The following is a 25,844-nucleotide window of genomic DNA, read 5'->3' as shown; positions in this document are numbered from 1 at the left end:
CATTATGAAAAGAATCATCTTCACCATTATCCTACTCAATTTGGCGTATCTTATCAACGCACAAGAGAAAACCCTTAAAGAATTGGTAGCGGAAGGGAATAAAGCTTATGTTGAATTTGTAGATGTAAAGAAGAACATTCCGGAAGCCCAAAACGCCATCAACACAGCTCTCACAGGAGAAGAGTGGAACCGCTGGACTTTGGTAGAAAAGAAAGAGCTGGCTGATTTCATTTTAAAAGTATCTGTTGAGAAAAAGGGAGTGAATCTTTTGAGTATGGCTTCCGACGGCGCACGCATACGTGTCATTACGGAAGTATGCAACTTGAAAGGCCAATCACTATGGAAGTCCAAACGCTATCAAGGAAATGCTTCTATATTTACAGGTTTTTCCGCTTTAGACGATGCGATGCGTAAAATGGTACGTCGCGCATTGGGAGATGAGCTTTTAAAACAATGCGGAGAGAAGAAGAAATGAAATACGCATTAGTAACCGGAGGAAGCCGAGGTATCGGTCGTGCTGTCTGTTGTAAACTGGCGGAAATGGGCTACTTTATACTGATAAATTATCAGAATAACGACGCAGAAGCGGAGAAAACATTGCAGTTAGTACAAGAAAAAGGAAGTAATGGCGAGTTGATGAAGTTCGATGTGACCGACCCTGCCGCTATCACCCTTGCTTTGGGCAACTGGGCTTCCCAACACCCTGACGAATATATCGAGGTACTGATAAACAATGCAGGTATCCGCAAAGACAACCTGATGCTCTGGATGACAGGAGAAGAATGGAGCAAAGTGCTCGATATCAGCCTGAACGGATTCTTCAACGTGACACAGCCTTTATTGAAGAATATGCTGGTCAAACGTTATGGACGTATCGTAAATATCGTGTCATTGTCGGGCATTCAGGGAATGCCCGGCCAAGCCAATTACTCCGCAGCCAAAGGTGGCGTAATAGCCGCTACCAAAGCACTGGCACAGGAAGTTGCCAAGAAGAAAGTAACAGTCAATGCAGTAGCTCCGGGATTCATCTGTACGGATATGACGGAAGGAATTGATGAGAACGAATGGAAGAAACATATTCCCGCGGGACGTTTCGGCACTCCGGAAGAGGTTGCCGACCTGGTCGGTTTCCTGGCATCTCCAGCCTCATCCTACATCACAGGAGAAGTGATTTCCATCAACGGAGGACTATATACCTAAAATAAAAGCATAGAATAGACAAAATAATGAAAAGAGTTGTTATCACGGGAATGGGGATTTACTCTTGCATCGGCAAGAATCTGGATGAAGTAAAAGACTCACTATATCATGGGAAATCGGGAATTGGCATAGACCCGGTACGGAAAGAATTGGGCTATTTTTCTGCATTAACGGGGATATTGGAACGTCCCGACTTGAAGAAGTTGTTGGACCGCCGTAAACGTCTCTGTCTACCGGAGCAGGGAGAATATGCTTATCTCGCTACATTAGAAGCTTTCCGTAATGCCGGTATTAATGAGGATTTTCTCGAAGCCAATGAAGTGGGTATCTTGTATGGCAATGATAGTAGTGCCGCTCCTGTTATTAACGCAGTGGACATCATTCGTGAAAAGAAAAACACTGCACTGGTAGGTTCCGGTTCTATTTTCCAGTCGATGAATTCCACCGTGACAATGAACCTGTCGGTTATTTTCAAACTAAGAGGGGTCAACTTCACCATTGCCGGAGCCTGTGCAAGCGGTTCTCACGCTATTGGTATGGGTTACCTGCTTATAAAATCGGGATTGCAGGATTGTATTCTTTGCGGTGGCGCACAAGAAGTCAATCCTTATGCAGTAGGAAGTTTCGACGGACTAAGCGCATTTTCCACCCAGGAAGCAGTCCCCGAGAAAGCCTCGAAACCTTTTGATAAACGACGTGACGGACTGATTCCGAGTGGAGGAGCCGCCAGTCTGGTATTAGAGAGTTATGAATCGGCTGTAAAAAGGGGAGCTCCCATTCTGGCCGAAGTCATCGGTTACGGTTTTTCATCCAATGGAGATCACATCTCCGTGCCTAATGTGGACGGCCCGAAACGTTCTCTTCAAATGGCTATCAAAGATGCAGGGATTGCACTCGAACAGATCAGTTATATCAATGCACACGCCACCTCAACTCCGGTAGGTGACTTGAACGAGGCGAAAGCCATTGCGGAAGTATTTGAAGGGCATCACCCGTATGTGACTTCCACGAAGTCTATGACAGGACATGAAATGTGGATGGCCGGTGCCAGTGAAGTGATTTATTCCACCCTCATGATGAACAACGGTTTCATCGCTCCCAACCTCAATTTCGAGGAACCGGACGAGGCCTCTGCACAATTAAATATACCTACCCAACGGGTAAACCTGGAATTTGATACGTTCCTTTCCAACTCATTCGGATTCGGAGGAACCAATTCCACGCTAATCATACGCAAAATCAATCCATAATTTACTAAAGAAAACAGATATATGACAAACGAAGAAATCATCGAGAAAATAAGAACCACTCTGGCAGAAGAGTTTGAAGTAGACATCGACGTTATCCAGCCGGATGCACCGTTAATGGAAACTCTTGAACTGGACAGCCTGGACTTGGTCGATATGGTGGTACTGGTAGAAAAGAACTTCGGTTTCAACGTAACCGGACAAGATTTTGCGGGTATCAAAACCTTCCAGGACTTCTACGATCTCGTTATCACCCGTATGCAGGAAGCCAAGTAAATATGTCGACGTGGAAAGGCAAAACCCGGGGAGGAACATTCGGATACTTATTCTTTATTTACCTGATTAAGTATCTGGGCATTACTGCCGCTTATATATTTCTAAGTCTGGTAGTATTGTACTTCATACCGTTTGCTCCGAAAGCCACCAAAAGCACCTGGTTTTATGCCCGCCACATTCTGAAATACAACCGAATACGCTCTTTGGGTATGTTGCTACGCAACTATTACCGGTTAGGGCAAATCCTGATTGACAAAGTAGCCATTGGCAACGGAAAAGTCGATCAATACCGGTTCGAGTTCGAACGGTATCCGGAATTTCTGCAATTGCTGAACAGCGAACAGGGAGTGATTATGATTGGCGCCCATGTGGGAAACTGGGAAATAGGTGTTCCTTTCTTCGACGATTACGGAAAGAAAATCAATATCGTGATGTATGATGCAGAACATCGTAGAATCAAAGAGATATTGGAGAAAAATGGTCAGGACAAGGATTTTAAGATTATCCCCGTCAACGAAGATAACCTGACACACGTTTTCCGTATTACCGAGGCGTTAAACAAGAAAGAATATGTATGCTTTCAGGGCGACCGTTATCTGAATAAAGAGAAACTGCTGACAGGAACACTCCTGGGACAGAAAGCTCCTTTCCCTGCCGGTCCTTTCCTGCTTGGTTCGCGAATGAAAGTTCCGGTGGTATTCTACTTTGCCATGAGAGAGCCGGGCAGAACCTACCGTTTTCATTTTATAAGGACGGAACCAATCATACGAACCAAAGAAAAGAAAGCAGAGACAGCTCTGCTCGAACAATATACGGCCGCTTTGGACCAGATACTGAAACGCTATCCGGAACAATGGTTCAATTATTACTCATTCTGGGAAACCACAAGTGACGGTTCGCTCTCAAAGGATTGAAATAGAAAGATATAACAAAATAAAGATGCAACAGAATCAATATGATAAGGAACCGTTGACCGCGGTAGAGGCACAACGCCTGGCACAAGAAATAGCTTTCGGGCCCGTCGTGTTTCAGGTATCACGCCTTATGCTCAAATTCGGTATTTTTCAGTTACTGGCCGACGAACGCGCTGGCATGACACAAGAAGAAATCAGCAAGGCTTGTGGGTTGTCTTCTTATGCGACACAAGTTTTGTTGGAAGCCTCATTAACCATCGGTACCGTATTGCAGCACGAAAACCGTTACCGCCTTGCCAAAGCCGGATGGTTCCTGCTCAATGACAAGATGGTACGTGTCAATATGGATTTCAACCACGATGTCAACTATCTGGGAATGTTCCATCTTGAAGAGGCTCTCACCAACGGACGTCCCGAAGGGCTGAAAGTATTCGGCGAATGGAGTACCATCTATGAAGGGCTGTCAAGTCTGCCCTCACAGGTACAAAAGAGCTGGTTCGGTTTCGATCATTATTACTCGGATTGCTCGTTTGACGAAGCTTTGGCGATTGTTTTCGCCCGCCATCCCAAGACTTTACTGGATGTGGGAGGTAATACCGGTCGATGGGCAACCAAGTGCGTAAGCTATGACGACGCAGTGGAAGTAACTATAATGGACCTTCCGCAACAATTGGAGATGATGCGTCAACAAACTAAAGAACTGCCCGGAGCAATGCGTATCCACGGGTATGGCGCCAATCTGCTCGATCCCGAAGTTCCTTTCCCAACAGGGTTCGATGCTATCTGGATGAGCCAGTTCCTTGACTGTTTCTCGGAAGAAGAAGTAACCAGCATACTGACCCGTGCAGCCCGCTCTATGAGCCGGGAGAGCCGCCTCTATATCATGGAAACTTTCTGGAACCGGCAAAAGTTTGACACAGCCGCTTATTGCCTGACACAAATCAGTCTTTATTTCACAGCCATGGCAAATGGTAACAGCAAAATGTATCATTCGGATGATATGGAACGGTGCATCAAAGCAGCGGGATTGGAAGTTGAAAAGATAGATGACCATTTAGGAATGGGACACAGCATTGTACAATGCAGATTGAAATGAACAACAGGGAAGTTATCATACAAGGAGAAGGAATACTCAATTTAATTCCACAGCGTCCACCCATCGAGATGGTGGACAGTTTCTTTGGTATCGAAGAGAATCATTCCTATTCCGGACTGACTGTTACTGCTGATAATATTTTCTGCGAAACCGGAAAACTGCAAGAGGCAGGAATTATTGAACACATCGCTCAATCGGCAGCAGCACGTATCGGATTTCTTTATACCCGGCAGGGTGAAAAAGTACCGTTAGGGTTTATCGGCTCGGTAGACAAACTTAAAATCTACGATTTGCCAAAGATCGGGATGAAACTATTTACCGAGATTACCGTTGTACAGGAGGTATTCGACATTACATTGATTTCTGCACAAGTGAAAGTGGAAGACAAGCTGATAGCTGAATGCAGGATGAAAATATTTATAAAAAAAGAATGAAACGGAAAACGAATCAACAGGTTGCAGCTTTGACTAACCGGACTACCTTCAGAGTGCGGTTCAGCGAAATAGACTCCATGCAGATTGTATGGCATGGTGAATATGTGCGCTACTTTGAAGATGGAAGAGAAGCTTTTGGCAAACAGTATGGTTTGGATTATATGAGTATTTACCGAGAGGGATACATGGTTCCTATCGTGGATTTAACCTGTCAGTTCAAACAATCACTATCTTTTGGTGAAGAAGCGATTGTCGAGACGCGCTATATTGCCTGTGAGGCAGCCAAGATAAAATTTGAATACGTTATCTACCGGGCTACCGACCAGAGTATAGTAGCTACCGGAAGCACCATACAAGTGTTCCTGAACCTGAATAAAGAATTGGAGCTTATGAACCCTCCGTTTTATCTGGAATGGAAAAAGAAATGGAATATCCTTTAAACATATACATCACAGCCCATACGCTGATTAGTTCGTTAGGTTTCGGCATCCCGGAAAATCTGGAGGCCATCCATAACTACCGAAGCGGAATCCGTATGCAAGAAGCCGGCCTAATTTCCGATCATCCCCTATTGGCGGGAATGATTGATTCTGTGGAACTGGAAAAACGGGCGAAGCTGATGCAGATTACGGATTATACCCGGATGGAGCAATTATTCATACTGGCTATCCAAGAGATTATTTCTCAATCGGGAGCCGACTTGCGGGAGCCGGATTGCGCCTTGTTATTATCTACCACTAAAGGAAATGTTGATTTATTGAGTGAATTACCTGCTGACAGTCCGGTTTTTCTTTGGAAAATGGCAGAACGAATCGGAGATTTCTTTGGAGCGACAAATCAGGTAGAGGTCATCTCCAATGCCTGTATATCAGGAGTCTCGGCACTAATCGTCGCTAAGAGATGGATAGAATCAGGACGTTACAAACGAGTGATTGTGGCAGGTGGGGATATTCTTTCTCATTTCATTACCAGCGGCTTTCTATCGTTCCGATCTGTCAGCGCACAGCCCTGCCGACCATACGATATACAACGGGATGGATTAAGTCTGGGCGAAGCCTGTGGAGCTGTTCTTTTAGAAACTCAAGAAAACACGAATCATATTATTCTCTCCGGAGGAGCAATCAGTAATGACGCCAACCATATATCCGGTCCTTCCCGAACAGGGGATGGTTTAGCTCTAGCTATCAATCAGGCAATGGAAGAAGCCGGAGCACTCCCCGAAGACATTAGTTTTATCAATGCACACGGAACAGCTACGGTTTACAATGATGAAATGGAATCCAAAGCCATACATCTGGCGGGATTAGCTACAGTTCCGGTGAATAGCCTTAAGCCCTATTTCGGTCATACATTAGGAGCTTCGGGCATTATCGAAACCATACTTTGCATAGAGCAACTAAAAGAAGGAAGATACTACGGAACTTTAGGGTATGAAACACTCGGTGTTCCCATGCCTATCACTATCTATGCCACTCATCAGCCGATGCCGATGAAATGCTGCATCAAAACTGCTTCCGGTTTCGGAGGCTGTAATGCTGCACTGGTATTATCCCTCCCCGATGCTTATCTGAAACAGAAAGCAAACTCACAGGCAACCGACAAAGCGAGTGCTCCGTCAGTTTGCAAAGCAGTGGTGGAATCGGGTAACATGGTCAAAATCAGACCGGGAGCAGTAGAAAGTAAAGGAACAACTGTATTCAGCTCTTCGGAAACAGACTTTGCACCATTCATCCGGGAAGCATACAAGCATCTGGGAGAAAACAATATGAAGTTCTATAAGATGGACAACCTCTGTAAGCTGGGATATGTAGCTGCCGAATATTTACTAAAAGATACACACTACCGTCCGGAAGAGATTGGAATCATTCTTGCCAATGCTTCTTCCTCTCTGGATACGGACTGCAAACATCAGGCAATCATCAGTAAAGAAGGAGACAAAGCAGCCAGTCCTGCCGTGTTTGTCTACACTCTCCCCAATGTAGTATTGGGAGAAATCTGTATCCGGCACAAGATTCAGGGAGAGAATACATTCTTTGTCCGTCGACAATCCGATGCTGCCTCATTAGAGGATTATGCAAGGATTGTGATGGCGAAAGGTAAGTTACGTACCTGTATCATAGGCTGGTGCGAACTATTGGACGGACATTATCAAGCAGAATTTAAACAACTTAATAATATATCAACGATTTATGGATAATTTAGATCAAACCAAAAGAGAACTGATGGACGAAGTGAAAGGGAAACTAATCGAAGAGTTGAACCTTGAAGAAATCACTCCGGAAGATATTGACAATGAAGCCCCTCTGTTTGGCGACGAAGGTCTTGGCCTTGACTCCATTGACGCACTCGAAATCATCCTGATTCTGGAACGCGAATACGGTATAAAGATAGAGAATCCCAGTGAAGGAAAACAAATCTTCTACTCGGTACGTACACTGGCAGACTACATCATTGCTAATCGCAAAGCTTAACCGATGAAGATATACGTCACCGGATTGGGAGTTGTTTCAGGCATCGGTATCGGAGTTTCCGAAAATATAGAAGCGTTGAGACAAAAAAAGCATGGCATCGGAAAAGTAACTCTTTTTCCGACTGCTCTCGATGTGCCCGTATCCGAAGTGAAACGTAGCAATGAGGAACTAAAGAAACTGATCTCTTTACCGCCGCAACGCACTGTATCACGTACAGCCTTGTTGGGAATGATAGCAGCCGAAGAAGCAATGAAAGATGCGGGACTCACACCATCAGTACGTATCGGGTTTATTTCCGCCACTTCCGTTGGCGGCATGGATTTGAGCGAGCACTTCTATGAATCTTTCAAGAAGAACCCGGGACAGGGACGGTTACGGGAAGTAATTTCACACGACTGCGGAGCCAGCACAGAATTGATTGCTTCGTATTTGGGTATCAATGATTTTATAACCACCATCAGTACAGCCTGCTCATCAGCAGCCAATGCCATCATGCTGGGAGCAAGAATGATTAAACACGGGCTACTGGATGCTGCTATCGTGGGAGGCACAGATGCACTTTGCCGGTTTACGCTCAATGGATTCAACTCCCTGATGATTTTGGACAAAACACATTGCCGTCCCTTTGACCGCTCACGTACCGGATTAAATCTGGGAGAAGGTGCCGGTTACTTAGTACTTCAATCGGAAAGTTCACTTCAAAGAACTCCTTATTGCGAACTTAGCGGTTACGCCAATACAAATGAGGCTTATCATCAAACAGGAAGTTCTCCTGAAGGGGACGGTGCCTTTCTGTCAATGAGTGAAGCTATCGCCTCCAGTGGCATTTCTCCCAAAGAAATCGATTATATCAATGTACATGGAACAGGTACTCCCGGCAATGATGCGTCAGAAGGTATGGCACTCCGAAGAATCTTTGGAGAATATGTTCCGCCATTTAGTTCGGTAAAAGCTTTTATCGGACATACCTTAGGAGCTTCCGAAGGAATTGAAGCTGTTTACTCCGTTCTTTCAATAGATAAAGGGCTGATTTATCCCAACCTGAACTTTACGGATGCGATGCCGGAAACAGGACTGATACCGGAAACCTCTTTTCAAGAAGGAATCCCCATCCGACATGTGTTATCCAACTCTTTCGGTTTCGGAGGAAACGATTCATCGCTCCTCTTTTCCGCAACGAATTTTCCAGCATGAACGCACCTTTAAGTATTTAAGCCTATGCAGCCAGTTTATATTCAACGCATCGCTTCCATTCATCCGCCAAAGGATCATTCACCAGAAAATAATCACCCTTATCTTCAGGCTTGCGAACCCGATTATAAGGATATTATCACCAATGCGACCTTGCGCAGACGCATGAGCCGTATCGTAAAAATGGGGGTGGCCTGCGGATTGGAATGTATGGGTGAACTATCTCCTGAAAAGATACAAGGAATCATCACAGCGACAGGATTGGGCTGCCTGACAGATACGGAAAAATTCCTGAACAACCTATTGGATAATGAAGAGCGGATGCTGAATCCTACTCCTTTCATCCAGTCGACATTCAATACAATCGGTGCACAAATAGCTCTGATTCATCAAATACATGCCTACAACATGACTTATGTCCACCGTGGACTTAGTTTTGAAAGTGCTTTATTGGACGCTATGATGAAAATAGGAGAAGGAAGCGAGAATATACTTGTGGGAGCCATCGATGAAATGACAGAAACCAGTTACACGATTCAGCAACGACTGGGAATGCTGAAAGGGATAGCAGCCGGAGAAGGTGCTCAATTCTTCCTGTTAAGTCGGGAAGCCGGAGAGCATCCGTTGGCTGAAATACAGGGAATCGAAACTTTCATCGGGAAACAGACTACAGAAGAAATCAGCTCCCGAATCATCCGTTTTTTGCAACGAAATGGTTTAGAATGTCAGGATATTCAGTGGTTGGTTACCGGGAAAAACAAGAAGCAACACAATCAAGATGACTCTCACAAGCAAACTGTCGACAATGGCAACTCTATTTATGAAGAGCTTGAAACAAACCTTTTCCCGGAAAGTGTTCATCTTAGTTTTAAGAATGAATGTGGTGAATATCCTACCGCAACATCGTATGCGGTATGGAAAGCAGTGAACGAATCGGCCAACTGCACTACCTCGACCCATATATTGATTTACAATCATCACCACTCCATCAATCATTCATTGATTCTAATCCGGAAAAGCGTATGATAATCGTTTGTCTCCTTCTTTGCTTGCTCTTGCTCCTGTCTTTTCTCGTTTATGCCTCTTATAGCATTCAATCGGGAATTTACCTCCGGTCATTTTGCAAAAAGCATACTGCGGAAAAGATTGTCGCCCTGACTTTTGATGACGGCCCCGACTCCCTACAGACTCCCAAAGTTCTGCAGGTACTAAAAGAATATCAGGTAACCGCCTGTTTCTTCTGTATCGGTCATAAGGTAAAAGGGAATGAAGCAATCTTGCAAAAAATGGTGGCAGAAGGTCATCTGATTGGAAATCATTCGCATACCCATTCCGGTTTATTCCCGCTATACGGGCTCTCCAAGATGAAAAAAGACTTGCAAACTTGTCAGTGTGAACTAGAACGAGTAACTTCGCAGCCGGTTAGTTTGTTTCGTCCGCCGTTCGGTGTCACTAATCCAACGATTGCGAAAGCCGTTCGACAGCTAGGATATACCTCTATAGGATGGAGCATCCGTACACTGGATACACAACAAGCACCGGATAAAGTCCTTGCCAGGATTCGAAAACGTCTTGAACCGGGAGCCATCATTCTGTTGCACGACCGGATGCCGGACAGCGACCAGCTAGTGAAACAAATCTTGGATTTGCTGAAAGAACAAGGATATACCGTTGTCCGTCCGGACAAACTATTGGCATAAAATAAAAAAGGTATGAGAACTTTATTAATATATTTATCGCTTTTCTTCTTGTCAATAGCCTCTACCCATGCCCAGGGCATGAAAAAGATGGCGCAAAAGACAGAGTTTGAAAGCCGCCTGGCAAAGGAGGCGCAAACCGTAGAGTCCATCGAAAGCGATTTCACCCAAGTGAAATATCTCGATGTATTCGATGAGAAGGTTACTTCCAAAGGGAAGTTCTACTACCAGAAGAACAATAAAATCTGCATGGAATATTTCCGCCCGATGGATTACCTCATCGTGATAAACGGCAGTAAGCTCAAAATCGTTTCGGATGGCAAGAAAAGTATCATGAATCTTAGTTCGAACAAAATGATGGCACAGATGCAGGATATGCTGACCGCATGTATGATAGGCGACCTGTCTAAAATGTCGTCCAACTACCTGCTGGAGTATTTTGAAGACGCACGATACTATCTGGTTAAAATAAAACCGACCAACAAAGCGGTACAAGCCTATATTGCCGGTATAGAAATCTATCTGGACAAGAAAGATATGTCGGTACACAAACTCCGTCTGTCCGAAACAGCCACAAACTATACAGAATACGAATTCTATAATAAAAAGTTCAACTCCCTGAAGAATGAGACGAAGTTTGCGATTCGTTAGTCTGACGGCTCTGCTATTCTTATGGATACAGATCCAGACTTCCTGCTCTCCACGGATGAGCGGGGAAGGAAGTACCGTGCCCCCCGCTATCGAACTAACACAAGGAGAAAGCTCGCAAAAATACAATATCCAACTGGATTTCATGAAACATCACATGAGCGGTATGCTAATAGTACGCCGTATGCCTGATAACGAAATCCGGATCGTAGCGTCTACCTACTTCGGACTAAGCCTTTTCGATTTTTCTCTTCGCAACGATCAGTTTACTGTCAACAGTTGCATTGAACCCATGAAAAAGGAAAAGGTGCTGAAACTTCTGGAGATGGATTTCAGACGTCTGTTCTTAAGTGGGAAAGACACTCGTGTGAAAGCGACCAAAGACAGTGCTACTGAAAAAAGAACCAGTGGAAAAGGCTTTGGAAAGTCAGTGGTCTACATCACTGGCAATACTCCGGGCGATCCCGCACAAATAAAAATCAAACATCCGTGGATTCGGTTAACGATCCGTCTGGATAAACTATCTAAAGAGATTTAATATATGCTACTTGATAACTTCTATACCATCATTTCCTCCGAATCATCGGACTCAACGATCTGGACTATCCAGGTAAAGTTGAATCCCGGGCATCCTGTTTATCAGGGACATTTCCCCGGACATCCGGTAGTTCCGGGAGTTTGCCTGTTACAACTTATCAAGGAATGTGTAGAAGACATTCGCCAGCAAAAATTGCAAGTAACACAAGTGTCTTCCTGCAAGTTTCTTTCGGCTATCAATCCGATAGAAACACCGCACATTTCGGTGGCACTGACTTTTAAAGAGACAGAAGAAGGTACACTTCAGTTGCAAGCGGAAGGGAGTGTAAAGAAGGAAGCTGTAAAAAAGAGTACAGTGAAAGAGAGCACTGTAGAGGAAAATACCGTAAAGGACGAATGTTTCATCAAACTAAAAGCTGCACTTACCCCGACAGTATGAAGGAACAAATAAGTACAGCCTATTGGCACGAGAAGTTGAAACAATTAGGGATCATCGTTATCATCCCAAGTTACAACAATGGAAAGACACTGGCGGACGTCATAGAAAGTGTACGTTTCTACGCCCCCGATATCCTTGTTGTCAACGACGGTTCTACAGATGAAACTGCCGGAATACTTAGCCGAGAATCTAACTTACATATCATCACCCACCCTGTCAATCAAGGAAAAGGAGTAGCTTTGAGACATGGACTATCCTTTGCCAAAAAGCAAGGATTCCGGTATGCAATCACCATTGATTCTGACGGACAGCATTTCGCTTCGGATATTCCCGCATTGATCGAAGCCATAGAAAAAGAACCGGACACATTATTAGTAGGTGCCCGTAACCTCGCCTCGGACAATATGCCGGGAAAGAATACATTTGCCAATAAGTTTTCCAACTTCTGGTTTACCCTCGAAACAGGTATCAAACTGCAAGATACACAATCCGGCTACCGCCTGTACCCCATCCAACGAATGAATGTGGACAAGTGGTATTACACCGCCAAATACGAATTTGAGTTGGAAGCACTTGTCTTTGCAGCCTGGGGAGGCATTACCGTTAAAAACATTCCGGTACATGTTTATTATCCGCCACAGGAAGAGCGGGTTTCTCATTTCCGACCGTTCCGTGATTTCACCCGTATCAGTATCCTGAATACAGTACTGGTGCTCGTCACTTTCTTTTGGATCATCCCCCGAAACTTCTTCCGTAAACTGACCTGGAAGAACTGCAAGCAGTTTTTCTCGGATCATGTCACCCACTCCCCCGAATCTAATCTGCGGATCACGGCTGCCATCACACTCGGCGTATTCATGGGTATCGTTCCGGTATGGGGATATCAAATGCTAATCACGTTATTTCTGGCACATTTGTTCAGACTGAATAAAGTCATAGCTATTGTAGCAGCCAATATCAGTATCCCTCCGATGATTCCATTTTTGCTGTACGGCAGTTACGTAACCGGCTGCAAAGTGCTGGGAGATCCTGTCAATCTGCATTTAAACGAACTTTCTTTTGAAAATGTAAAATCAGTCATAGAGCAATATTTAATAGGAAGTGTTATCTTTGCAGTCGTATGCAGCATACTGGCAGGAACCATCGCGTTCATTCTGCTCACGGCGTGTAGGAAAAAAAAGATATGACCCAGTTTTTTATCGGACTATATGATTATTTCGAGAGGCACAAGATTCTGTTCTATTTGTCACTCATCAGTTGTGTCCTGTTAATGGGATTCTTTGCCCTGCAAGTAAGGTTCGAAGAGAACATCACACAATTTTTCCCCGACACTAAAGATTCCCAGAACACAATCAAAGTGTTCGACAATCTCAAGATTAAGGATAAGATCATCATTATGTTATCCTCGGCAGATACCTGCCACCGCGTAGAACCCGACTCCCTGATAGAAGCAGCCGGACAACTGCAACAAACCCTGACTGAAAAAGCCGGAGGAAAACTGATTAAAGGAATTTTCGCACAGGTAGACCAAAGCCTCATCCAAGGAGCCACAGACTTCGTTTATGAACATCTTCCGCTTTTCCTGACAGATACGGACTATCAACGCTTCGATTCCTTACTGACGGATAAAGGGATACAGGCTGTCATGCAGAAGAATTATACCAACCTCCTCTCTCCTGCCGGAATTGCATTAAGAAGCTATATTCTCCGGGACCCGCTCGGACTGGGAAGCGAAACCCTGAAACATTTGCAAGATTTCCAATTGGAAGCCAACTACGAGATTTATGACGAACATATCTTCTCCAAAGACGGCTCCACCTTACTTATGTTCATTACCCCGGTATTCAGTACAGGCAGCACCGGAAAGAACGACGAACTGATAAAGATACTCGAAGAAGAGCTCAAGCACGTACAGGGAGAATCTCCTACCATTCGAGCTGAATATTTCGGTGGTCCCTCCGTGGGAGTCTACAACGCCCGTCAGATTAAGAAAGATACCATCCTGACCTCCTCCCTGGCACTGCTTATCATCATTGTATTTATCTCACTCGTTTTTAAACGAAAGAGATCGATACCGTTGATTATTACTCCGGTACTGTTCGGAGGATTATTTGCCCTGTTTCTCATTTTCTTTATTAAAGGAAGTATCTCCGCCATTGCAGTGGGAGCCGGTTCGGCAGTGATGGGTATTGCACTAAGCTATTCCATTCACATGCTGGCACATCAGAACCACGTTTCCACCGTGCAACAACTTATTAAAGAGATAGCCTATCCGCTTACGGTAGGTAGTTTCACCACCATCGGCGCATTTCTGGGATTGATATTCACCAGTTCCGATCTGTTACGCGACTTCGGTTTGTTTGCCTCTCTGGCATTGGTGGGCACCACCCTCTTCTGTCTCATTTACCTGCCTCATTTTCTGAAAGGACAGGCAGACGTCAAACAGGGACGTATACTACGCATCATCGAAAAAATAAATGCTTATTCTTACGAAAAGAATAAATGGCTGGTAGGCGGCATCCTCCTCATTACAGTGATCTGTTTGTTTACTTCGCAAAAGGTAGGCTTCAACAACGATATGATGAGTCTCAACTATGAGCCCCGCCATCTCCAACAATCAGAAGAAAAATTACTGCAACTCTTCGACAACGACGAAAAGACCGTGCTTTTTGTCAGTGTGGGCAAAGACATGAATCAGGCTACCGAAACTTATGCAATGACCAATCAGAAGTTATCGGCACTGAAAGAGCAGGGACTCATCAAAGAGTATGCCTCCGCCTCGCTGTTTCTGATCTCTCCGCAAGAGCAGCAGAAACGCCTGAAGAAATGGAAAGATTACTGGACGGATGAAAAACAGCAACAAGTCCGTGAACAGCTGGAAACAGCTGCTGCCGAATATCGTTTCCGTCCGGGAAGTTTCGAACCTTTTTATCAATGGATGAACCAACCTTTCGGTGAATATCATTACGCCGCGCAAGGAGACGATTTATCCGGCAAGCTATTAAATGAATGGCAAACCTCTGCCGATTCCATCACCATGCTTATCAGCCAGATACGGATCAGCGAACCGAATAAGGAAGCTGTGTACCAGAACTTTAATAAAGACCCGAATGTAGTCATCTTCGACCGTTCCTACTTTGCCAACAAATGGGTATCGGCCATCAATGACGACTTTTACCTGATTCTTTACATCTCTTCTTTCCTGATATTCTTTGCACTATGGTTCTCCTATGGACGTATCGAGCTTACCTTGATGAGTTTTCTCCCGATGCTAATCAGCTGGGTAATCATCTTAGGATTAATGGGAATTCTGGGAATTGAGTTCAATATTATCAACATCATCCTGTCCACCTTTATCTTTGGCATTGGAGATGACTTCAGTATCTTCATTATGGACGGGCTACAAAACAAATACCGTACAGGTCAGAAGGTGTTGAATTCCCATAAAACAGCCATCTTCTTCTCCGCCTTCACCACAGTGGTCGGTATGGGAGCACTTGTGTTTGCCAAACACCCGGCTTTGCAATCCATTTCACTGATTTCCATTCTGGGTATGATAGCAGTGGTATTGGTGGCCTATACCATTCAGCCACTCATTTTCCGGTTCTTCATCGCAGGCCCCGCTTCCAAAGGATTGCCGCCTTATACGCTTATCGGATTGATACGTACCGTGTTGCTCTTCCTGCTTTTCTTTATCGGCTGCATCGTCCTCCGTATATTGATTATTCTGCTTTATCCGGTGCCTGTGCGCAAAAGCAGCAAGCAGCGTTTGGTGTGCCGCCTGATACAAATCACCTGCAAAGGAATTTTGCTACTGGCCACCGCCGTCAAAAAAGAGCATATCAACAAAGCCAACGAACGCTTCCGGCATCCGGCAATTATCATTGCCAACCACCAGTCGTTCATCGACATTCTGGTATTGCTGTCTCTTTCATCTAAAATCCTGATGGTAACCAACCATTGGGTATGGCACTCTCCTTTCTTCGGAGCCATCATTCGTTATGTTGACTTCTATTATATAGGCGAAGGATACGAGCAATATATGGAACGGATGCGGAAAAAAGTGAAGGAGGGCTACTCCATCGCCATTTTCCCGGAAGGCACACGTACCTATAACGGAAAGATGAAACGTTTCCACAAAGGAGCATTCTATCTGGCAGAAGCATTGAAACTGGATATTCTCCCGATCCTGCTTTACGGTAATAACAAAATCATTGCCAAAGCACAACCTTTCAATATCCGGAAAGGAATCATCTATACGGAAATACTTCCCCGTATACCATTAGACGATCTGTCTTTCGGAAGTACTTATCAGGAGCGTACCAAACGCATATCCGCTTACATGAAAGAGGTTTATGCCCGTATCTGCCGTGAACAGAACACGACGGACAATCCTGCATTCTACGAAGCTCTTATCCAGAACTATATCTATAAAGGTCCCGTCGTAGAATGGTATATCCGTATCAAAGTAAAGATGGAAAAGAATTACCGGCTATTCAACCGGTTGATTCCCGTCCAAGGGCAAATTACAGACATCGGTTGCGGCTTCGGCCCGTTATGCTATATGCTGTCTCTGCTTTCCGAGGACCGGGAAATCCTAGGTATTGATTACGATGAAGACAAAATAGCGCTGGCGCAGCACGGATGGTTACGCAATGAGCATCTCCAGTTCAAGCATGGCAATGCATTGGAATATCTCTTGCCGGAAAGTGATGTCTTTATCCTGAACGACATGCTTCACTATATGAGCTACGAACATCAACAAAACCTATTGTTGAAATGTGCCGGTCGCTTACGTTCACAAGGAATGATTATCATACGCGACGGAAATTCAGCCAACGCTTCCAAGCACCGGTTAACCCGGTTCACGGAATTACTATCCACCCGTATTTTCAACTTCAACCGGACAACCGGAGAGCTGTATTTCACCACTGAAACCCAATTACGGGAAATAGCAGTCGCCTGTGGAATGGCTGTCGAAATCATTCCTAATGACAAATATACATCAAACACCATTTACATATTTAGAAAACCGAATTAGTATGAGCAAATATGACATCATCATTATCGGCAGCGGCCTTGGCGGACTGGAATGCGGAGCGATTCTTAGCAAAGAGGGATTCAACGTATGCGTAGTAGAAAAAAATGCGCAATTCGGCGGATGCTTCCAGACTTACCAACGAAAAGGGCATCTGTTGGATACGGGTATTCATTATGTAGGAAGCCTGGATGAGGGTCAAGTGATGAACCAGTATTTCCGCTATTTCGGTATCATGGACAAGCTGAAAATAAAACGCTTGGACGATGCTGCTTTTGATACGATCTACTATAAAGGAAAAACATACGATTATGCAATGGGGTACCCGCAGTTTATTGAAACCATCTGCCGTTCCTTCCCGCATGAGAAAGAAAACTTGAAATGCTATGCCGAACAGCTTCAGGCTGTCGGAAACCTGATTAGCGTAGACCACCTGAAACAAGGCACACTCGCTTTAGAGGGTATGAAATACTTTTGTACCTCTGCCGCCCATCTGATTGCGGATATCACTCCGGACCCCGCCTTACGAAATGTACTGGCAGGTTCAGCTTTACTCTACGGAGGTTTGAAAGATGTATCCACTTTCTACCAGCATGCCATGATTAACCACTCCTATATTGAAGGTGCCTACCGTTTTGTAGACGGAAGTATGCAAGTCAGTCTGGAGCTAATTAATATAATCCAGGCAAACGGAGGGACCGTGCTCAATAACAGTGAAGCCACCCGCATCATCGTTGAAAACGAAAAGGTACAAGGGGTTATCATCAACGGAGAAGAGCGACTGGAAAGCGACTTCGTCATCTCCAATATGCATCCCCAACGGACATTGGAGATACTGGATAAAAACCGTAGCATCAAGAATGCCTATATTTCCCGCATCCGTTCGCTGGAAAATACCTACGGCATCTTTACGCTCTACCTGGTAATGAAGAAAAAAAGCACTCCCTATCAGAACCGCAACCTGTATCTGCATGCGAACAATAAAGTGTGGTATGATAAACTGCTCTATCCGGGACGGACCACCAACTGTATGATTTCCATGCAAGCGTCTTCCGAGGACAGTCAATATGCCAGTGTCATTTCCATCCTGACACCTATGTATATAGATGAACTGTCTGCCTGGAAGGACACGACTCCCGAACATCGGGGAGGAGACTACCAATCCTTCAAAAAGGAGAAAGCAGAACAGATTCTCCGCTTCATCCGAGGACATGGCATTGACCTTTCAGAAAATATAGAAGAGATGTATACCACTACTCCATTAAGCTATCGCGACTATACAGGAACAGTGGATGGTTCCGCGTATGGGATTATCAAAGATTATAAATGTCCGCAAATTGGTTTCGTATCTACAAGAAGCCGCTTGGGAAATCTCTTTCTCACCGGGCAAAACCTGAATGTGCATGGTGCATTAGGGGTAACACTAACTGCCATGCTGACTTGTGCGGAGTTTGTAGGACAAGAATATCTGGCTAAAAAAGTAGGAAATGCATAGAAAGATTAAAAAGACAATCAAGTACACAGGATACATCTTCCTGTCACTCATCATCGTATTGATAGCCGGCATCAGCTACCTCTACTATTCCGCGGATATGATGCAACCCAAACATGAGCCCATGATCCCAATGAGGGAAGTGTCTTATGCAGACACCATCATCGGCATGGTTCCGGCAGAGGTTATCTACAACGACACTCTTGACCTCCGGTTTTACGCTGACAACTTCCTGCGTCACAGCGAAAGCGGGCTGTGGGAATTGTTCGTTAGAGGGGATGCTCTTGAAAGGGGGGATGCCATCGGCAAACTGTCTGCCGATCTGCTCCATCATCAGGAGAAAGTATTTATCGACCAGATTCGCGAAATTATTCCTTCGGACAGTTATCTGAAATTTCTGCGGTTCTTCATTGTACTATTCAACCGTAATCTGGGTGCGAATGTCCCTGAAGAATATCGAGAAGAGATTTATGGAATATCGCAATCGTGTACCCATGAATACGATTTTATCGGCACTCCTTACGAACGCCAATTAAATTATCATTCGGCACATGATCTGGGACATGCCATGCAAGATTATATGTTAGTAGGATGCAGTTCATTCGCTGTTTGGGGAACACAAAGTGCAGATTCATCCCTGCTCATCGGACGTAATTTTGATTTCTACGTAGGAGACGCTTTCGCCGAAAACAAACAAGTAGCTTTTTATGCACCGGAGAAGGGATATAAGTTTGCTTCCGTCGGGTGGCCCGGCATGATAGGTGTATTGTCCGGCATGAACGAAACAGGGCTGACCGTCACGATCAATGCTGCCAAATCCGCTGTCCCGACCGGTTCGGCTACTCCCATCTCCATCCTGACCAGAGAAATCCTACAATACGCTTCAACGATTGAAGAAGCCTTTGCCATCGCCAAAAAACGGGAGACATTCGTCTCCGAATCCATATTAATAGGTTCCGCCAAAGACGGCAAGGCCGTGATTATCGAGAAATCGCCCGAGAAGACTGTACTTTTCACCGGTAAGGAGCCCAACCGCCTCATCTGTACCAACCATTATCAATCAGAAGCATTCAGTGAAGACGAACGGAATCTCGACAATATCCGTACTTCCGACAGTCCTTACCGTTTTGCCCGATTGGAGGAACTCATCAACGAGAAGCAACCGCTGGACACCAAAGCCGCAGCCTCTATCCTACGCAATCGCAAAGGTCTGCAAGAAACCGATTTGGGGCTGGCCAACGAGATGTCCATCAACCAATTCATAGCCCATCATTCCGTTATCTTCCAACCGGAAAAACTATTGATGTGGGTTTCCACCTCTCCTTGGCAATGCGGAAAGTACATAGCTTACGACTTGAACAAGATATTCAAAGGCTATATCAAGTTAAAGCAAGAGGTATTCATCCCGGAACTCACCATTCCGGAAGACGAGTTCATCGAAACACCGGAGTTCCGACATCTTCTCACTTATAAGAAACTGACTCCACTTTTATTGAAGAAAATCAGTAGAAAAGAAAAAATAGAAGACCATACTTTAAAGACATATTTGGCCTCCAACCCTTCCCTCTATTATGTGTATGAAGTAGTGGGAGATTATTACGAAGCAATACGACAGCCCCAACAGGCCATCGTATATTGGCGAAAGGCATTGAGTAAACCCATTCCCAAGTTGCAAGAGAAAGAACGTATCCAACAGAAAATCAAAAAACACTCCTAATATGGAAAAGAATCCAGAAATTCAGTTTCGCTCACCGGAGGAAATAAAGTGCTATCAAGAAAAACAGCTGGCCACAGCATTAGCTTACCTGCAAGCACATTCCAAATTCTACCAACGAATGTTTGAAGAACAGCGCATTGATATCAATCAGATAAAGACGATTGAAGACTTGCAGCAGCTCCCCGTCACTACCAAGACGGATTTACAGCTTTATAACGATGATTTCATCTGCGTAGACAAAGAGGAGATTATCGACTATGTGACGACTTCCGGCACATTGGGAGATCCGGTAACTTTCGTGCTCACTTCTGAAGACCTGGACCGCCTGGCCTACAACGAATATTTATCATTCACTACAGCCGGATGCAGCAAGCAAGACATCCTGCAACTAATGACCACCATCGACCGTCGTTTCATGGCGGGACTGGCCTATTATATGGGAGCCCGTGAACTCGGTATGGGAGTAATCCGTGTAGGCAACGGTATCCCGGAACTACAATGGGATACGATTCGACGAATACATCCGACTTGTGGAATGGTAGTCCCCTCTTTCCTTATCAAACTGATAGAGTTTGCCGAAAAGAACCATATCGACCATAACACATGTTCCATGCAGAAATGTATCTGTATCGGCGAAGCCCTACGCAATCAAGAATTCCGGTTAAATACGCTCGGACAGAAGATTCACGACAGATGGCCTGCCTTGCAACTGTATTCTACCTATGCTTCCACCGAAATGCAGTCATCCTTCACCGAGTGCAATGAATTTCACGGCGGACATTTGCAACCGGAACTTATCATCGTAGAGTTTCTGGACGACAACAACCGACCTGTCTCTGAAGGAGAAGCAGGCGAAGTGACTATCACGACACTCGGAGTGAAAGGTATGCCGCTACTCCGTTTCAAAACGGGTGATATTTGTTATCATCATACCGAACCTTGCGCCTGTGGAAGAAATACAATCCGCCTAAGTTCTATACTCGGACGAAAAGGACAAATGATAAAATACAAAGGAACAACATTGTATCCCCCTGCATTATTTGATATTTTAGATAATATTCCTTCAGTCAAAAACTATATCATTGAAGTCTATACCAATGAATTGGGAACGGATGAGATTCTGATCCGTATCGGAAGTGAGAACCGTAGCGAAGCCTTTGCCAAAGAGATTAAAGATCTGTTCCGCTCGAAAGTCAGAGTGGCGCCAAGCATCAATTTCGAGTCGGCGGAGTATATCGCCAAAATACAAATGCCCCCGATGAGTCGAAAAACGATAAAGTTCATTGATTTGCGATAATAATTCCCTATTTTTGGGAGTTAATAACCAACTTATCACTTTAACATTAATGTATATGAAGAAGCTTATTCTATTTCTATTTGTATCCCTAAGTACAAGTCTGTTCTGTTTCGGACAAGGTAAGAGCGCGTTGAAGGACATCCAGTCCATTAAGTTCTATGGAGTAGACTACTCCCAAGTAAAGATTTTCGGTGCATATGAATCACCGATACAATTCAAGAATGCTTTCAGACGTATCAATGAGCTATTCATCAGAGAAGCCAAGAAGTACAACGTAGGAAAACAATTGAAAAAAGAAGTAACAGAGATCTCATTGGATGCGGTTAACCAAGTGAACGAGAATATCGATCCGTCCAAGTTAATGACCTATAAAAGCGAATACAGCCTTAGCAAAGAAGAAATCAAGGCTGCCATAGACGCATTGCCTATCCAAAAAACATCCGGCGTAGGTATGGTATTTATCGCACAGTTCTTGGATAAATCGAACAACAGAGGCACGTATGAAGTAGTGTTCTTCAATACCGAAACAAAGGAAATCATTGAAGAATGGATCACAAGCGGTAAAGCGCGCGGCTTCGGATTGCGCAACTATTGGGCAGGCTCTATCCATAGCGCACTCAAGAAACTATAAATTAAAAACTGCGCCTCTATTGCTTTTCACCAATTAATTTTGTATCTTTAGGACTCACGTCCGTTTGAAAATAGGTAGTCACCTTATAGAATGACATTTGTCACTTTATAAGGTGACTATTGTCATTCTACAAAGTGACCATTGTCCCCTTGTAAGGTGACGACTACCCGGCTACATAAAACCCCACTCTTTTTCGCACAGCAAGACCTTATTCTTAGCGCCCAAGCACCTTAAATACAATGGTGAAATAATAGGAACTACACCAAGTTCCAAAAAAATTCTTTGGATTCCCCCTACCCATTTCAAACCCCATGACTGTTAATGGTATGAATCAATTAATTTAATCACCATGAAAAACTATGCATCAAAAGGCAGACGAATCGGATTGTTACTGGCTATGCTATTCACAACATCCTGGATGTTTGCCCAAGTTACCGTAACCGGTAATGTTCGGGATGAGAGAGACGAAGGAGCCATCGGTGCCACAGTCTTACTTGTCGGTAGTCAGAAAGGAGCCATTACAGACTCCGAAGGTAATTTCAAGTTAAGTGTACCGAACGCCCAAACGGCAGTATTACAAATCTCTTACGTCGGCTACGAGACGCAGACGATCCCCCTCAAAGGAAAAACCAGAATCAGAGTCATCCTAAAGGAAGAAGCCAACGCGTTGAATGAAGTAATGGTAGTAGCCTACGGAACCCAAAAGAAAGAGACACTGACGGGAGCCATCTCTTCTGTCAAAACGGACGTCCTGCTCCGCTCTCCCAATGCAAGTATCGCCACCTCCCTTGCCGGACAAATCACCGGCCTTTCTTCCGTAGCCACAAGCGGGCAACCGGGAAAGGAAGATCCGGCAATCTACATCCGCGGAGTAGGATCATTGACTGAAAGAGCTTCGGCTCCGCTCATATTGGTAGACGGAGTGGAACGTTCCTTTTTCCAGATGGACCCCAATGAGATAGAAAGCGTGACCGTCTTGAAAGACGCTTCCGCTACGGCTGTATTCGGTGTACGTGGGGCCAACGGCGTTATTCTGGTCACCACCCGTCGAGGAGAGGAAGGAAAAGCCAAGATATCCATTTCTTCTTCTGTCGGTATCCAACAACCCACACGGATTTTGGAGATGGCGGACAGCTACACCTACGCCCGGCTCTTCAATGAGATGAATGACAACGACAAAAAGCCGAAGCACTCTTTCGATGAATATGCATTGGAGCGCTTCCGGCTCGGTGACGACCCGATCATGTATCCCAACATGAATTGGCGGAAATATATCATGAAGAGTTCATCCATCCAAACCCAGCACAACCTCAACATCAGTGGCGGAACAGAGCGCGTCCGTTACTTTATATCTATGGGATTCTTATGGCAGGACGGACTTTTCCGCCAATATAAGGAATTGGACTATAACAATAACTTCAACTACACCCGTTACAACTATCGGGGAAACCTCGATTTGGACATCACCAAAAGCACTTTATTGAAAGTAGGACTCGGCGGTATCGTCGGTATCACCCACGAGCCCAATGACAATAATTACGCGTACGGTCTCTTCTCGCTCATCAACATGGCGCAGCCATTCAACAGTCCGGGAATCATAGACGGGAAGCTCGTCACCATCAATCCGGGAAAGTATGAAGGTATCTTGATGAATAATAATGCGTTGGCACGCTATTATGGGCAAGGATACGACCGGAATACCAGCAATACCATGAATATGGACTTGTCATTGACGCAAAAGTTGGACTTTATCACAAAAGGATTGTCCGTAGAAGTAAAAGGCGCCTACAATACCTCTTACTCCTTCCTACAGCAACGTCACGGTTCTGTCGAATCGTACACTCCTTATTACCAGTCGGAACTGGAGAATCCGGATTTGGATATCAAAGACCCCGCTTACAACAAAACCATCGTTTACCGGGTAGACGGACAGAACAAACGGCTGGGCTATGCCGAAAAGACCTATCGGGGACGTAACTGGTATTTTGAGGCGAGTCTCCGCTACAGCCGGAAATTCGGTGACCATAATGTAGGCGGACTATTGCTCTACAACCAGAATAAAAGGTACTACCCTTCCGAATTCACGGATGTTCCGACGGCATACGTCGGTCTGGTAGGCCGACTGACCTACGATTACAAATCCCGGTATATCGCGGAATTTGACTTCGGATACAACGGTTCCGAAAACTTTGCCCCCGACAAGCGGTTCGGCGCTTTCCCCGCCGGTTCGGTAGGATACGTGCTTTCGGAAGAACCGTTCATGAAAAGACAAAAGGTAGTGGATTATTTGAAACTGCGCGCTTCCGTCGGTCTGGTGGGTAACGATAACATGAACGACAACCGTTTCCTCTACCTGCCCAACGGATGGACAGTAGACCAACTGGGCAACGCCGATAACTGGGGAGCTTACCAGCACGGATACAACTTCGGGTATAACAACAGCAACACGATGTTCGGTGCTATCGAAAGCCGTATCGGCAACCCGAACGTCAGTTGGGAGACAGCCTTAAAACACAATTACGGTATTGATGTCAACTTCCTGAACAATCGTCTGAAAGTGAGTGCCGACCTTTTCTTCGAGAATCGGAAAGACATTCTGATCAAGCGGAAGACCATTCCCATCTTCACCGACCTGAACAGCAACATCATGCCTGTGGTCAACATGGGACAGGTGAAAAACCATGGATACGAAGTCGATATAAAATGGGAAGACCGGATAAAAGGAGACTTCCATTATTATATCAATGCCAATGTATCTTACAGTAAAAACAAGATTATCTTCCAGGACGAGATAGAGCCGAACGAGACTTACCTATGGCGTACCGGACAACCGGTAGGAAGTATCTTCGGATATGTGGCCGACGGATTCTACGGCGAGGAGGACTTTACGAACGGAGGAGTATTGAAAGACGGGCTGCCCGTCCCCGACGCGGATGTGCAACCGGGTGACATCAAATACAAAGACCTGAATAACGACCATGTCATCAATGAAGATGACCAATGCAAAATCGGCCATCCTACACGTCCGTCCTATACTTTCGGTCTGAATTACGGGGCCGACTACAAAGGATTCTTCTTCAGCATGAACTGGACAGGAGCCGCCGAGCGTTCACTTCTGCTGGAAGAATTCTTCCGGATACCTTTCGGAATCAACTCCAACAATGCATTGATGCAGTTCCATGCCGACAACCGATGGACTCCCGAGACTGCCGGAAGCGCTACTGTGCCCCGATTCGCAACGAAGACTATAACACACAACAGCAAGACTTCTTCGCTATGGGTAAAGAACGGTAACTATCTCAAGCTAAAGACCGTCACACTAGGGTATAACTTCCGCAACGTGGCTGCCTTGAAGAAAATCGGTATCTCCGAACTTGCCATCAAGCTAAGCGGATACAACCTGCTCACATTCGATAAATTCAAGATCATGGACCCCGAATGTACGCCGGGACTGACCGATTCATACCCCATCAACAAGATCTATAATCTAGGAGTCAACATCACCTTTTAAAACATCAA

Annotated in this window: 23 protein-coding genes; all 23 read left to right on the top strand. The window is 45.0% G+C overall.

The window, feature by feature from the left end; all coding sequences use genetic code 11:
• The first annotated feature begins 4 nt into the window (after positions 1-4).
• On the top strand, positions 5-475 hold the full coding sequence (locus ACNOGP_RS07940) for a hypothetical protein (protein WP_195477297.1): 471 nt from the start codon (positions 5-7) through the stop codon (positions 473-475).
• Complete coding sequence (gene fabG, locus ACNOGP_RS07935; protein ID WP_418214499.1) at positions 472-1,200, top strand: 3-oxoacyl-ACP reductase FabG; 729 nt, start codon at positions 472-474, stop codon at positions 1,198-1,200. Before ACNOGP_RS07940 ends, fabG begins: the two co-directional genes overlap by 4 nt.
• 26 nt (positions 1,201-1,226) lie before the next feature.
• Positions 1,227-2,450 carry a beta-ketoacyl-[acyl-carrier-protein] synthase family protein gene (locus ACNOGP_RS07930; protein ID WP_007764491.1) on the top strand — a complete coding sequence of 408 codons (1,224 nt, stop codon included), beginning with the start codon at positions 1,227-1,229 and terminating at the stop codon, positions 2,448-2,450.
• Positions 2,451-2,471: 21 nt separating this feature from the next.
• Positions 2,472-2,723 (top strand): acyl carrier protein, encoded by a 252-nt coding sequence (locus ACNOGP_RS07925; protein ID WP_004305450.1) that lies wholly within the window; start codon positions 2,472-2,474, stop codon positions 2,721-2,723.
• Between the two features lie 2 nt (positions 2,724-2,725).
• The gene (locus tag ACNOGP_RS07920) at positions 2,726-3,637 is read left to right on the top strand and encodes an acyltransferase (protein ID WP_418214498.1); all 912 of its coding nucleotides are present in this window, start codon (positions 2,726-2,728) and stop codon (positions 3,635-3,637) included.
• A gap of 25 nt (positions 3,638-3,662) precedes the next feature.
• Positions 3,663-4,733 carry a class I SAM-dependent methyltransferase gene (locus ACNOGP_RS07915; RefSeq protein ID WP_099146013.1) on the top strand — a complete coding sequence of 357 codons (1,071 nt, stop codon included), beginning with the start codon at positions 3,663-3,665 and terminating at the stop codon, positions 4,731-4,733.
• Positions 4,730-5,167, top strand: coding sequence for a hydroxymyristoyl-ACP dehydratase (locus tag ACNOGP_RS07910; protein ID WP_418214749.1), 438 nt, complete (start codon positions 4,730-4,732; stop codon positions 5,165-5,167). Before ACNOGP_RS07915 ends, ACNOGP_RS07910 begins: the two co-directional genes overlap by 4 nt.
• On the top strand, positions 5,164-5,607 hold the full coding sequence (locus tag ACNOGP_RS07905) for an acyl-CoA thioesterase (RefSeq protein ID WP_004305454.1): 444 nt from the start codon (positions 5,164-5,166) through the stop codon (positions 5,605-5,607). The genes ACNOGP_RS07910 and ACNOGP_RS07905 overlap by 4 nt, the downstream gene beginning before the upstream one ends.
• The gene (locus ACNOGP_RS07900; protein ID WP_418214497.1) at positions 5,592-7,364 is read left to right on the top strand and encodes a beta-ketoacyl-[acyl-carrier-protein] synthase family protein; all 1,773 of its coding nucleotides are present in this window, start codon (positions 5,592-5,594) and stop codon (positions 7,362-7,364) included. The genes ACNOGP_RS07905 and ACNOGP_RS07900 overlap by 16 nt, the downstream gene beginning before the upstream one ends.
• Positions 7,357-7,638: a phosphopantetheine-binding protein gene (locus ACNOGP_RS07895; protein ID WP_004297289.1), complete on the top strand. Its 282-nt coding sequence runs from the start codon at positions 7,357-7,359 to the stop codon at positions 7,636-7,638. Before ACNOGP_RS07900 ends, ACNOGP_RS07895 begins: the two co-directional genes overlap by 8 nt.
• A 3-nt stretch (positions 7,639-7,641) precedes the next feature.
• Positions 7,642-8,832: a beta-ketoacyl-[acyl-carrier-protein] synthase family protein gene (locus ACNOGP_RS07890; protein WP_418214496.1), complete on the top strand. Its 1,191-nt coding sequence runs from the start codon at positions 7,642-7,644 to the stop codon at positions 8,830-8,832.
• A 24-nt stretch (positions 8,833-8,856) separates the two neighbouring features.
• Complete coding sequence (locus ACNOGP_RS07885; RefSeq protein WP_418214495.1) at positions 8,857-9,855, top strand: beta-ketoacyl synthase chain length factor; 999 nt, start codon at positions 8,857-8,859, stop codon at positions 9,853-9,855.
• Positions 9,852-10,529, top strand: a complete 678-nt coding sequence (locus ACNOGP_RS07880; protein WP_418214494.1) for a polysaccharide deacetylase family protein — start codon at positions 9,852-9,854, stop codon at positions 10,527-10,529. The genes ACNOGP_RS07885 and ACNOGP_RS07880 overlap by 4 nt, the downstream gene beginning before the upstream one ends.
• A 12-nt stretch (positions 10,530-10,541) precedes the next feature.
• The gene (locus tag ACNOGP_RS07875; RefSeq protein ID WP_418214493.1) at positions 10,542-11,177 is read left to right on the top strand and encodes a LolA family protein; all 636 of its coding nucleotides are present in this window, start codon (positions 10,542-10,544) and stop codon (positions 11,175-11,177) included.
• Positions 11,152-11,712, top strand: a complete 561-nt coding sequence (locus ACNOGP_RS07870) for a hypothetical protein (RefSeq protein WP_115484526.1) — start codon at positions 11,152-11,154, stop codon at positions 11,710-11,712. The genes ACNOGP_RS07875 and ACNOGP_RS07870 overlap by 26 nt, the downstream gene beginning before the upstream one ends.
• A gap of 3 nt (positions 11,713-11,715) precedes the next feature.
• Entirely contained in the window at positions 11,716-12,150 is a 435-nt protein-coding gene (locus tag ACNOGP_RS07865) for a 3-hydroxylacyl-ACP dehydratase (protein ID WP_418214492.1), read from the top strand.
• On the top strand, positions 12,147-13,337 hold the full coding sequence (locus ACNOGP_RS07860; RefSeq protein ID WP_418214491.1) for a DUF2062 domain-containing protein: 1,191 nt from the start codon (positions 12,147-12,149) through the stop codon (positions 13,335-13,337). The genes ACNOGP_RS07865 and ACNOGP_RS07860 overlap by 4 nt, the downstream gene beginning before the upstream one ends.
• Complete coding sequence (locus ACNOGP_RS07855; protein WP_418214490.1) at positions 13,334-17,191, top strand: 1-acyl-sn-glycerol-3-phosphate acyltransferase; 3,858 nt, start codon at positions 13,334-13,336, stop codon at positions 17,189-17,191. Before ACNOGP_RS07860 ends, ACNOGP_RS07855 begins: the two co-directional genes overlap by 4 nt.
• Position 17,192: 1 nt before the next feature.
• The gene (locus tag ACNOGP_RS07850; RefSeq protein WP_418214489.1) at positions 17,193-18,683 is read left to right on the top strand and encodes a phytoene desaturase family protein; all 1,491 of its coding nucleotides are present in this window, start codon (positions 17,193-17,195) and stop codon (positions 18,681-18,683) included.
• Entirely contained in the window at positions 18,676-20,397 is a 1,722-nt protein-coding gene (locus tag ACNOGP_RS07845) for a C45 family autoproteolytic acyltransferase/hydolase (RefSeq protein ID WP_418214488.1), read from the top strand. The genes ACNOGP_RS07850 and ACNOGP_RS07845 overlap by 8 nt, the downstream gene beginning before the upstream one ends.
• A gap of 1 nt (position 20,398) precedes the next feature.
• Complete coding sequence (locus tag ACNOGP_RS07840) at positions 20,399-21,694, top strand: phenylacetate--CoA ligase family protein (protein WP_186966682.1); 1,296 nt, start codon at positions 20,399-20,401, stop codon at positions 21,692-21,694.
• A gap of 55 nt (positions 21,695-21,749) precedes the next feature.
• The gene (locus tag ACNOGP_RS07835; protein WP_418214487.1) at positions 21,750-22,325 is read left to right on the top strand and encodes a hypothetical protein; all 576 of its coding nucleotides are present in this window, start codon (positions 21,750-21,752) and stop codon (positions 22,323-22,325) included.
• Positions 22,326-22,674: 349 nt separating this feature from the next.
• Positions 22,675-25,836 (top strand): SusC/RagA family TonB-linked outer membrane protein, encoded by a 3,162-nt coding sequence (locus ACNOGP_RS07830; RefSeq protein WP_418214486.1) that lies wholly within the window; start codon positions 22,675-22,677, stop codon positions 25,834-25,836.
• The last annotated feature ends 8 nt before the right edge of the window (positions 25,837-25,844 follow it).

The sequence above is a fragment of the Bacteroides difficilis genome, assembly GCF_048319815.1.
Classification (GTDB): domain Bacteria; phylum Bacteroidota; class Bacteroidia; order Bacteroidales; family Bacteroidaceae; genus Bacteroides; species Bacteroides zhangwenhongii.
This window is presented reverse-complemented; position numbering and strand designations above follow the sequence as displayed.

Bases quoted from the DNA above. Each gene is read 5' to 3' on its own strand.
- ACNOGP_RS07940 (WP_195477297.1), top strand. From the start codon at position 5: ATGAAAAGAATCATCTTCACCATTATCCTACTCAATTTGGCGTATCTT.
- fabG (WP_418214499.1), top strand. From the start codon at position 472: ATGAAATACGCATTAGTAACCGGAGGAAGCCGAGGTATCGGTCGTGCT.
- ACNOGP_RS07930 (WP_007764491.1), top strand. From the start codon at position 1,227: ATGAAAAGAGTTGTTATCACGGGAATGGGGATTTACTCTTGCATCGGC.
- ACNOGP_RS07925 (WP_004305450.1), top strand. From the start codon at position 2,472: ATGACAAACGAAGAAATCATCGAGAAAATAAGAACCACTCTGGCAGAA.
- ACNOGP_RS07920 (WP_418214498.1), top strand. From the start codon at position 2,726: ATGTCGACGTGGAAAGGCAAAACCCGGGGAGGAACATTCGGATACTTA.
- ACNOGP_RS07915 (WP_099146013.1), top strand. From the start codon at position 3,663: ATGCAACAGAATCAATATGATAAGGAACCGTTGACCGCGGTAGAGGCA.
- ACNOGP_RS07910 (WP_418214749.1), top strand. From the start codon at position 4,730: ATGAACAACAGGGAAGTTATCATACAAGGAGAAGGAATACTCAATTTA.
- ACNOGP_RS07905 (WP_004305454.1), top strand. From the start codon at position 5,164: ATGAAACGGAAAACGAATCAACAGGTTGCAGCTTTGACTAACCGGACT.
- ACNOGP_RS07900 (WP_418214497.1), top strand. From the start codon at position 5,592: ATGGAATATCCTTTAAACATATACATCACAGCCCATACGCTGATTAGT.
- ACNOGP_RS07895 (WP_004297289.1), top strand. From the start codon at position 7,357: ATGGATAATTTAGATCAAACCAAAAGAGAACTGATGGACGAAGTGAAA.
- ACNOGP_RS07890 (WP_418214496.1), top strand. From the start codon at position 7,642: ATGAAGATATACGTCACCGGATTGGGAGTTGTTTCAGGCATCGGTATC.
- ACNOGP_RS07885 (WP_418214495.1), top strand. From the start codon at position 8,857: ATGCAGCCAGTTTATATTCAACGCATCGCTTCCATTCATCCGCCAAAG.
- ACNOGP_RS07880 (WP_418214494.1), top strand. From the start codon at position 9,852: ATGATAATCGTTTGTCTCCTTCTTTGCTTGCTCTTGCTCCTGTCTTTT.
- ACNOGP_RS07875 (WP_418214493.1), top strand. From the start codon at position 10,542: ATGAGAACTTTATTAATATATTTATCGCTTTTCTTCTTGTCAATAGCC.
- ACNOGP_RS07870 (WP_115484526.1), top strand. From the start codon at position 11,152: ATGAGACGAAGTTTGCGATTCGTTAGTCTGACGGCTCTGCTATTCTTA.
- ACNOGP_RS07865 (WP_418214492.1), top strand. From the start codon at position 11,716: ATGCTACTTGATAACTTCTATACCATCATTTCCTCCGAATCATCGGAC.
- ACNOGP_RS07860 (WP_418214491.1), top strand. From the start codon at position 12,147: ATGAAGGAACAAATAAGTACAGCCTATTGGCACGAGAAGTTGAAACAA.
- ACNOGP_RS07855 (WP_418214490.1), top strand. From the start codon at position 13,334: ATGACCCAGTTTTTTATCGGACTATATGATTATTTCGAGAGGCACAAG.
- ACNOGP_RS07850 (WP_418214489.1), top strand. From the start codon at position 17,193: ATGAGCAAATATGACATCATCATTATCGGCAGCGGCCTTGGCGGACTG.
- ACNOGP_RS07845 (WP_418214488.1), top strand. From the start codon at position 18,676: ATGCATAGAAAGATTAAAAAGACAATCAAGTACACAGGATACATCTTC.
- ACNOGP_RS07840 (WP_186966682.1), top strand. From the start codon at position 20,399: ATGGAAAAGAATCCAGAAATTCAGTTTCGCTCACCGGAGGAAATAAAG.
- ACNOGP_RS07835 (WP_418214487.1), top strand. From the start codon at position 21,750: ATGAAGAAGCTTATTCTATTTCTATTTGTATCCCTAAGTACAAGTCTG.
- ACNOGP_RS07830 (WP_418214486.1), top strand. From the start codon at position 22,675: ATGAAAAACTATGCATCAAAAGGCAGACGAATCGGATTGTTACTGGCT.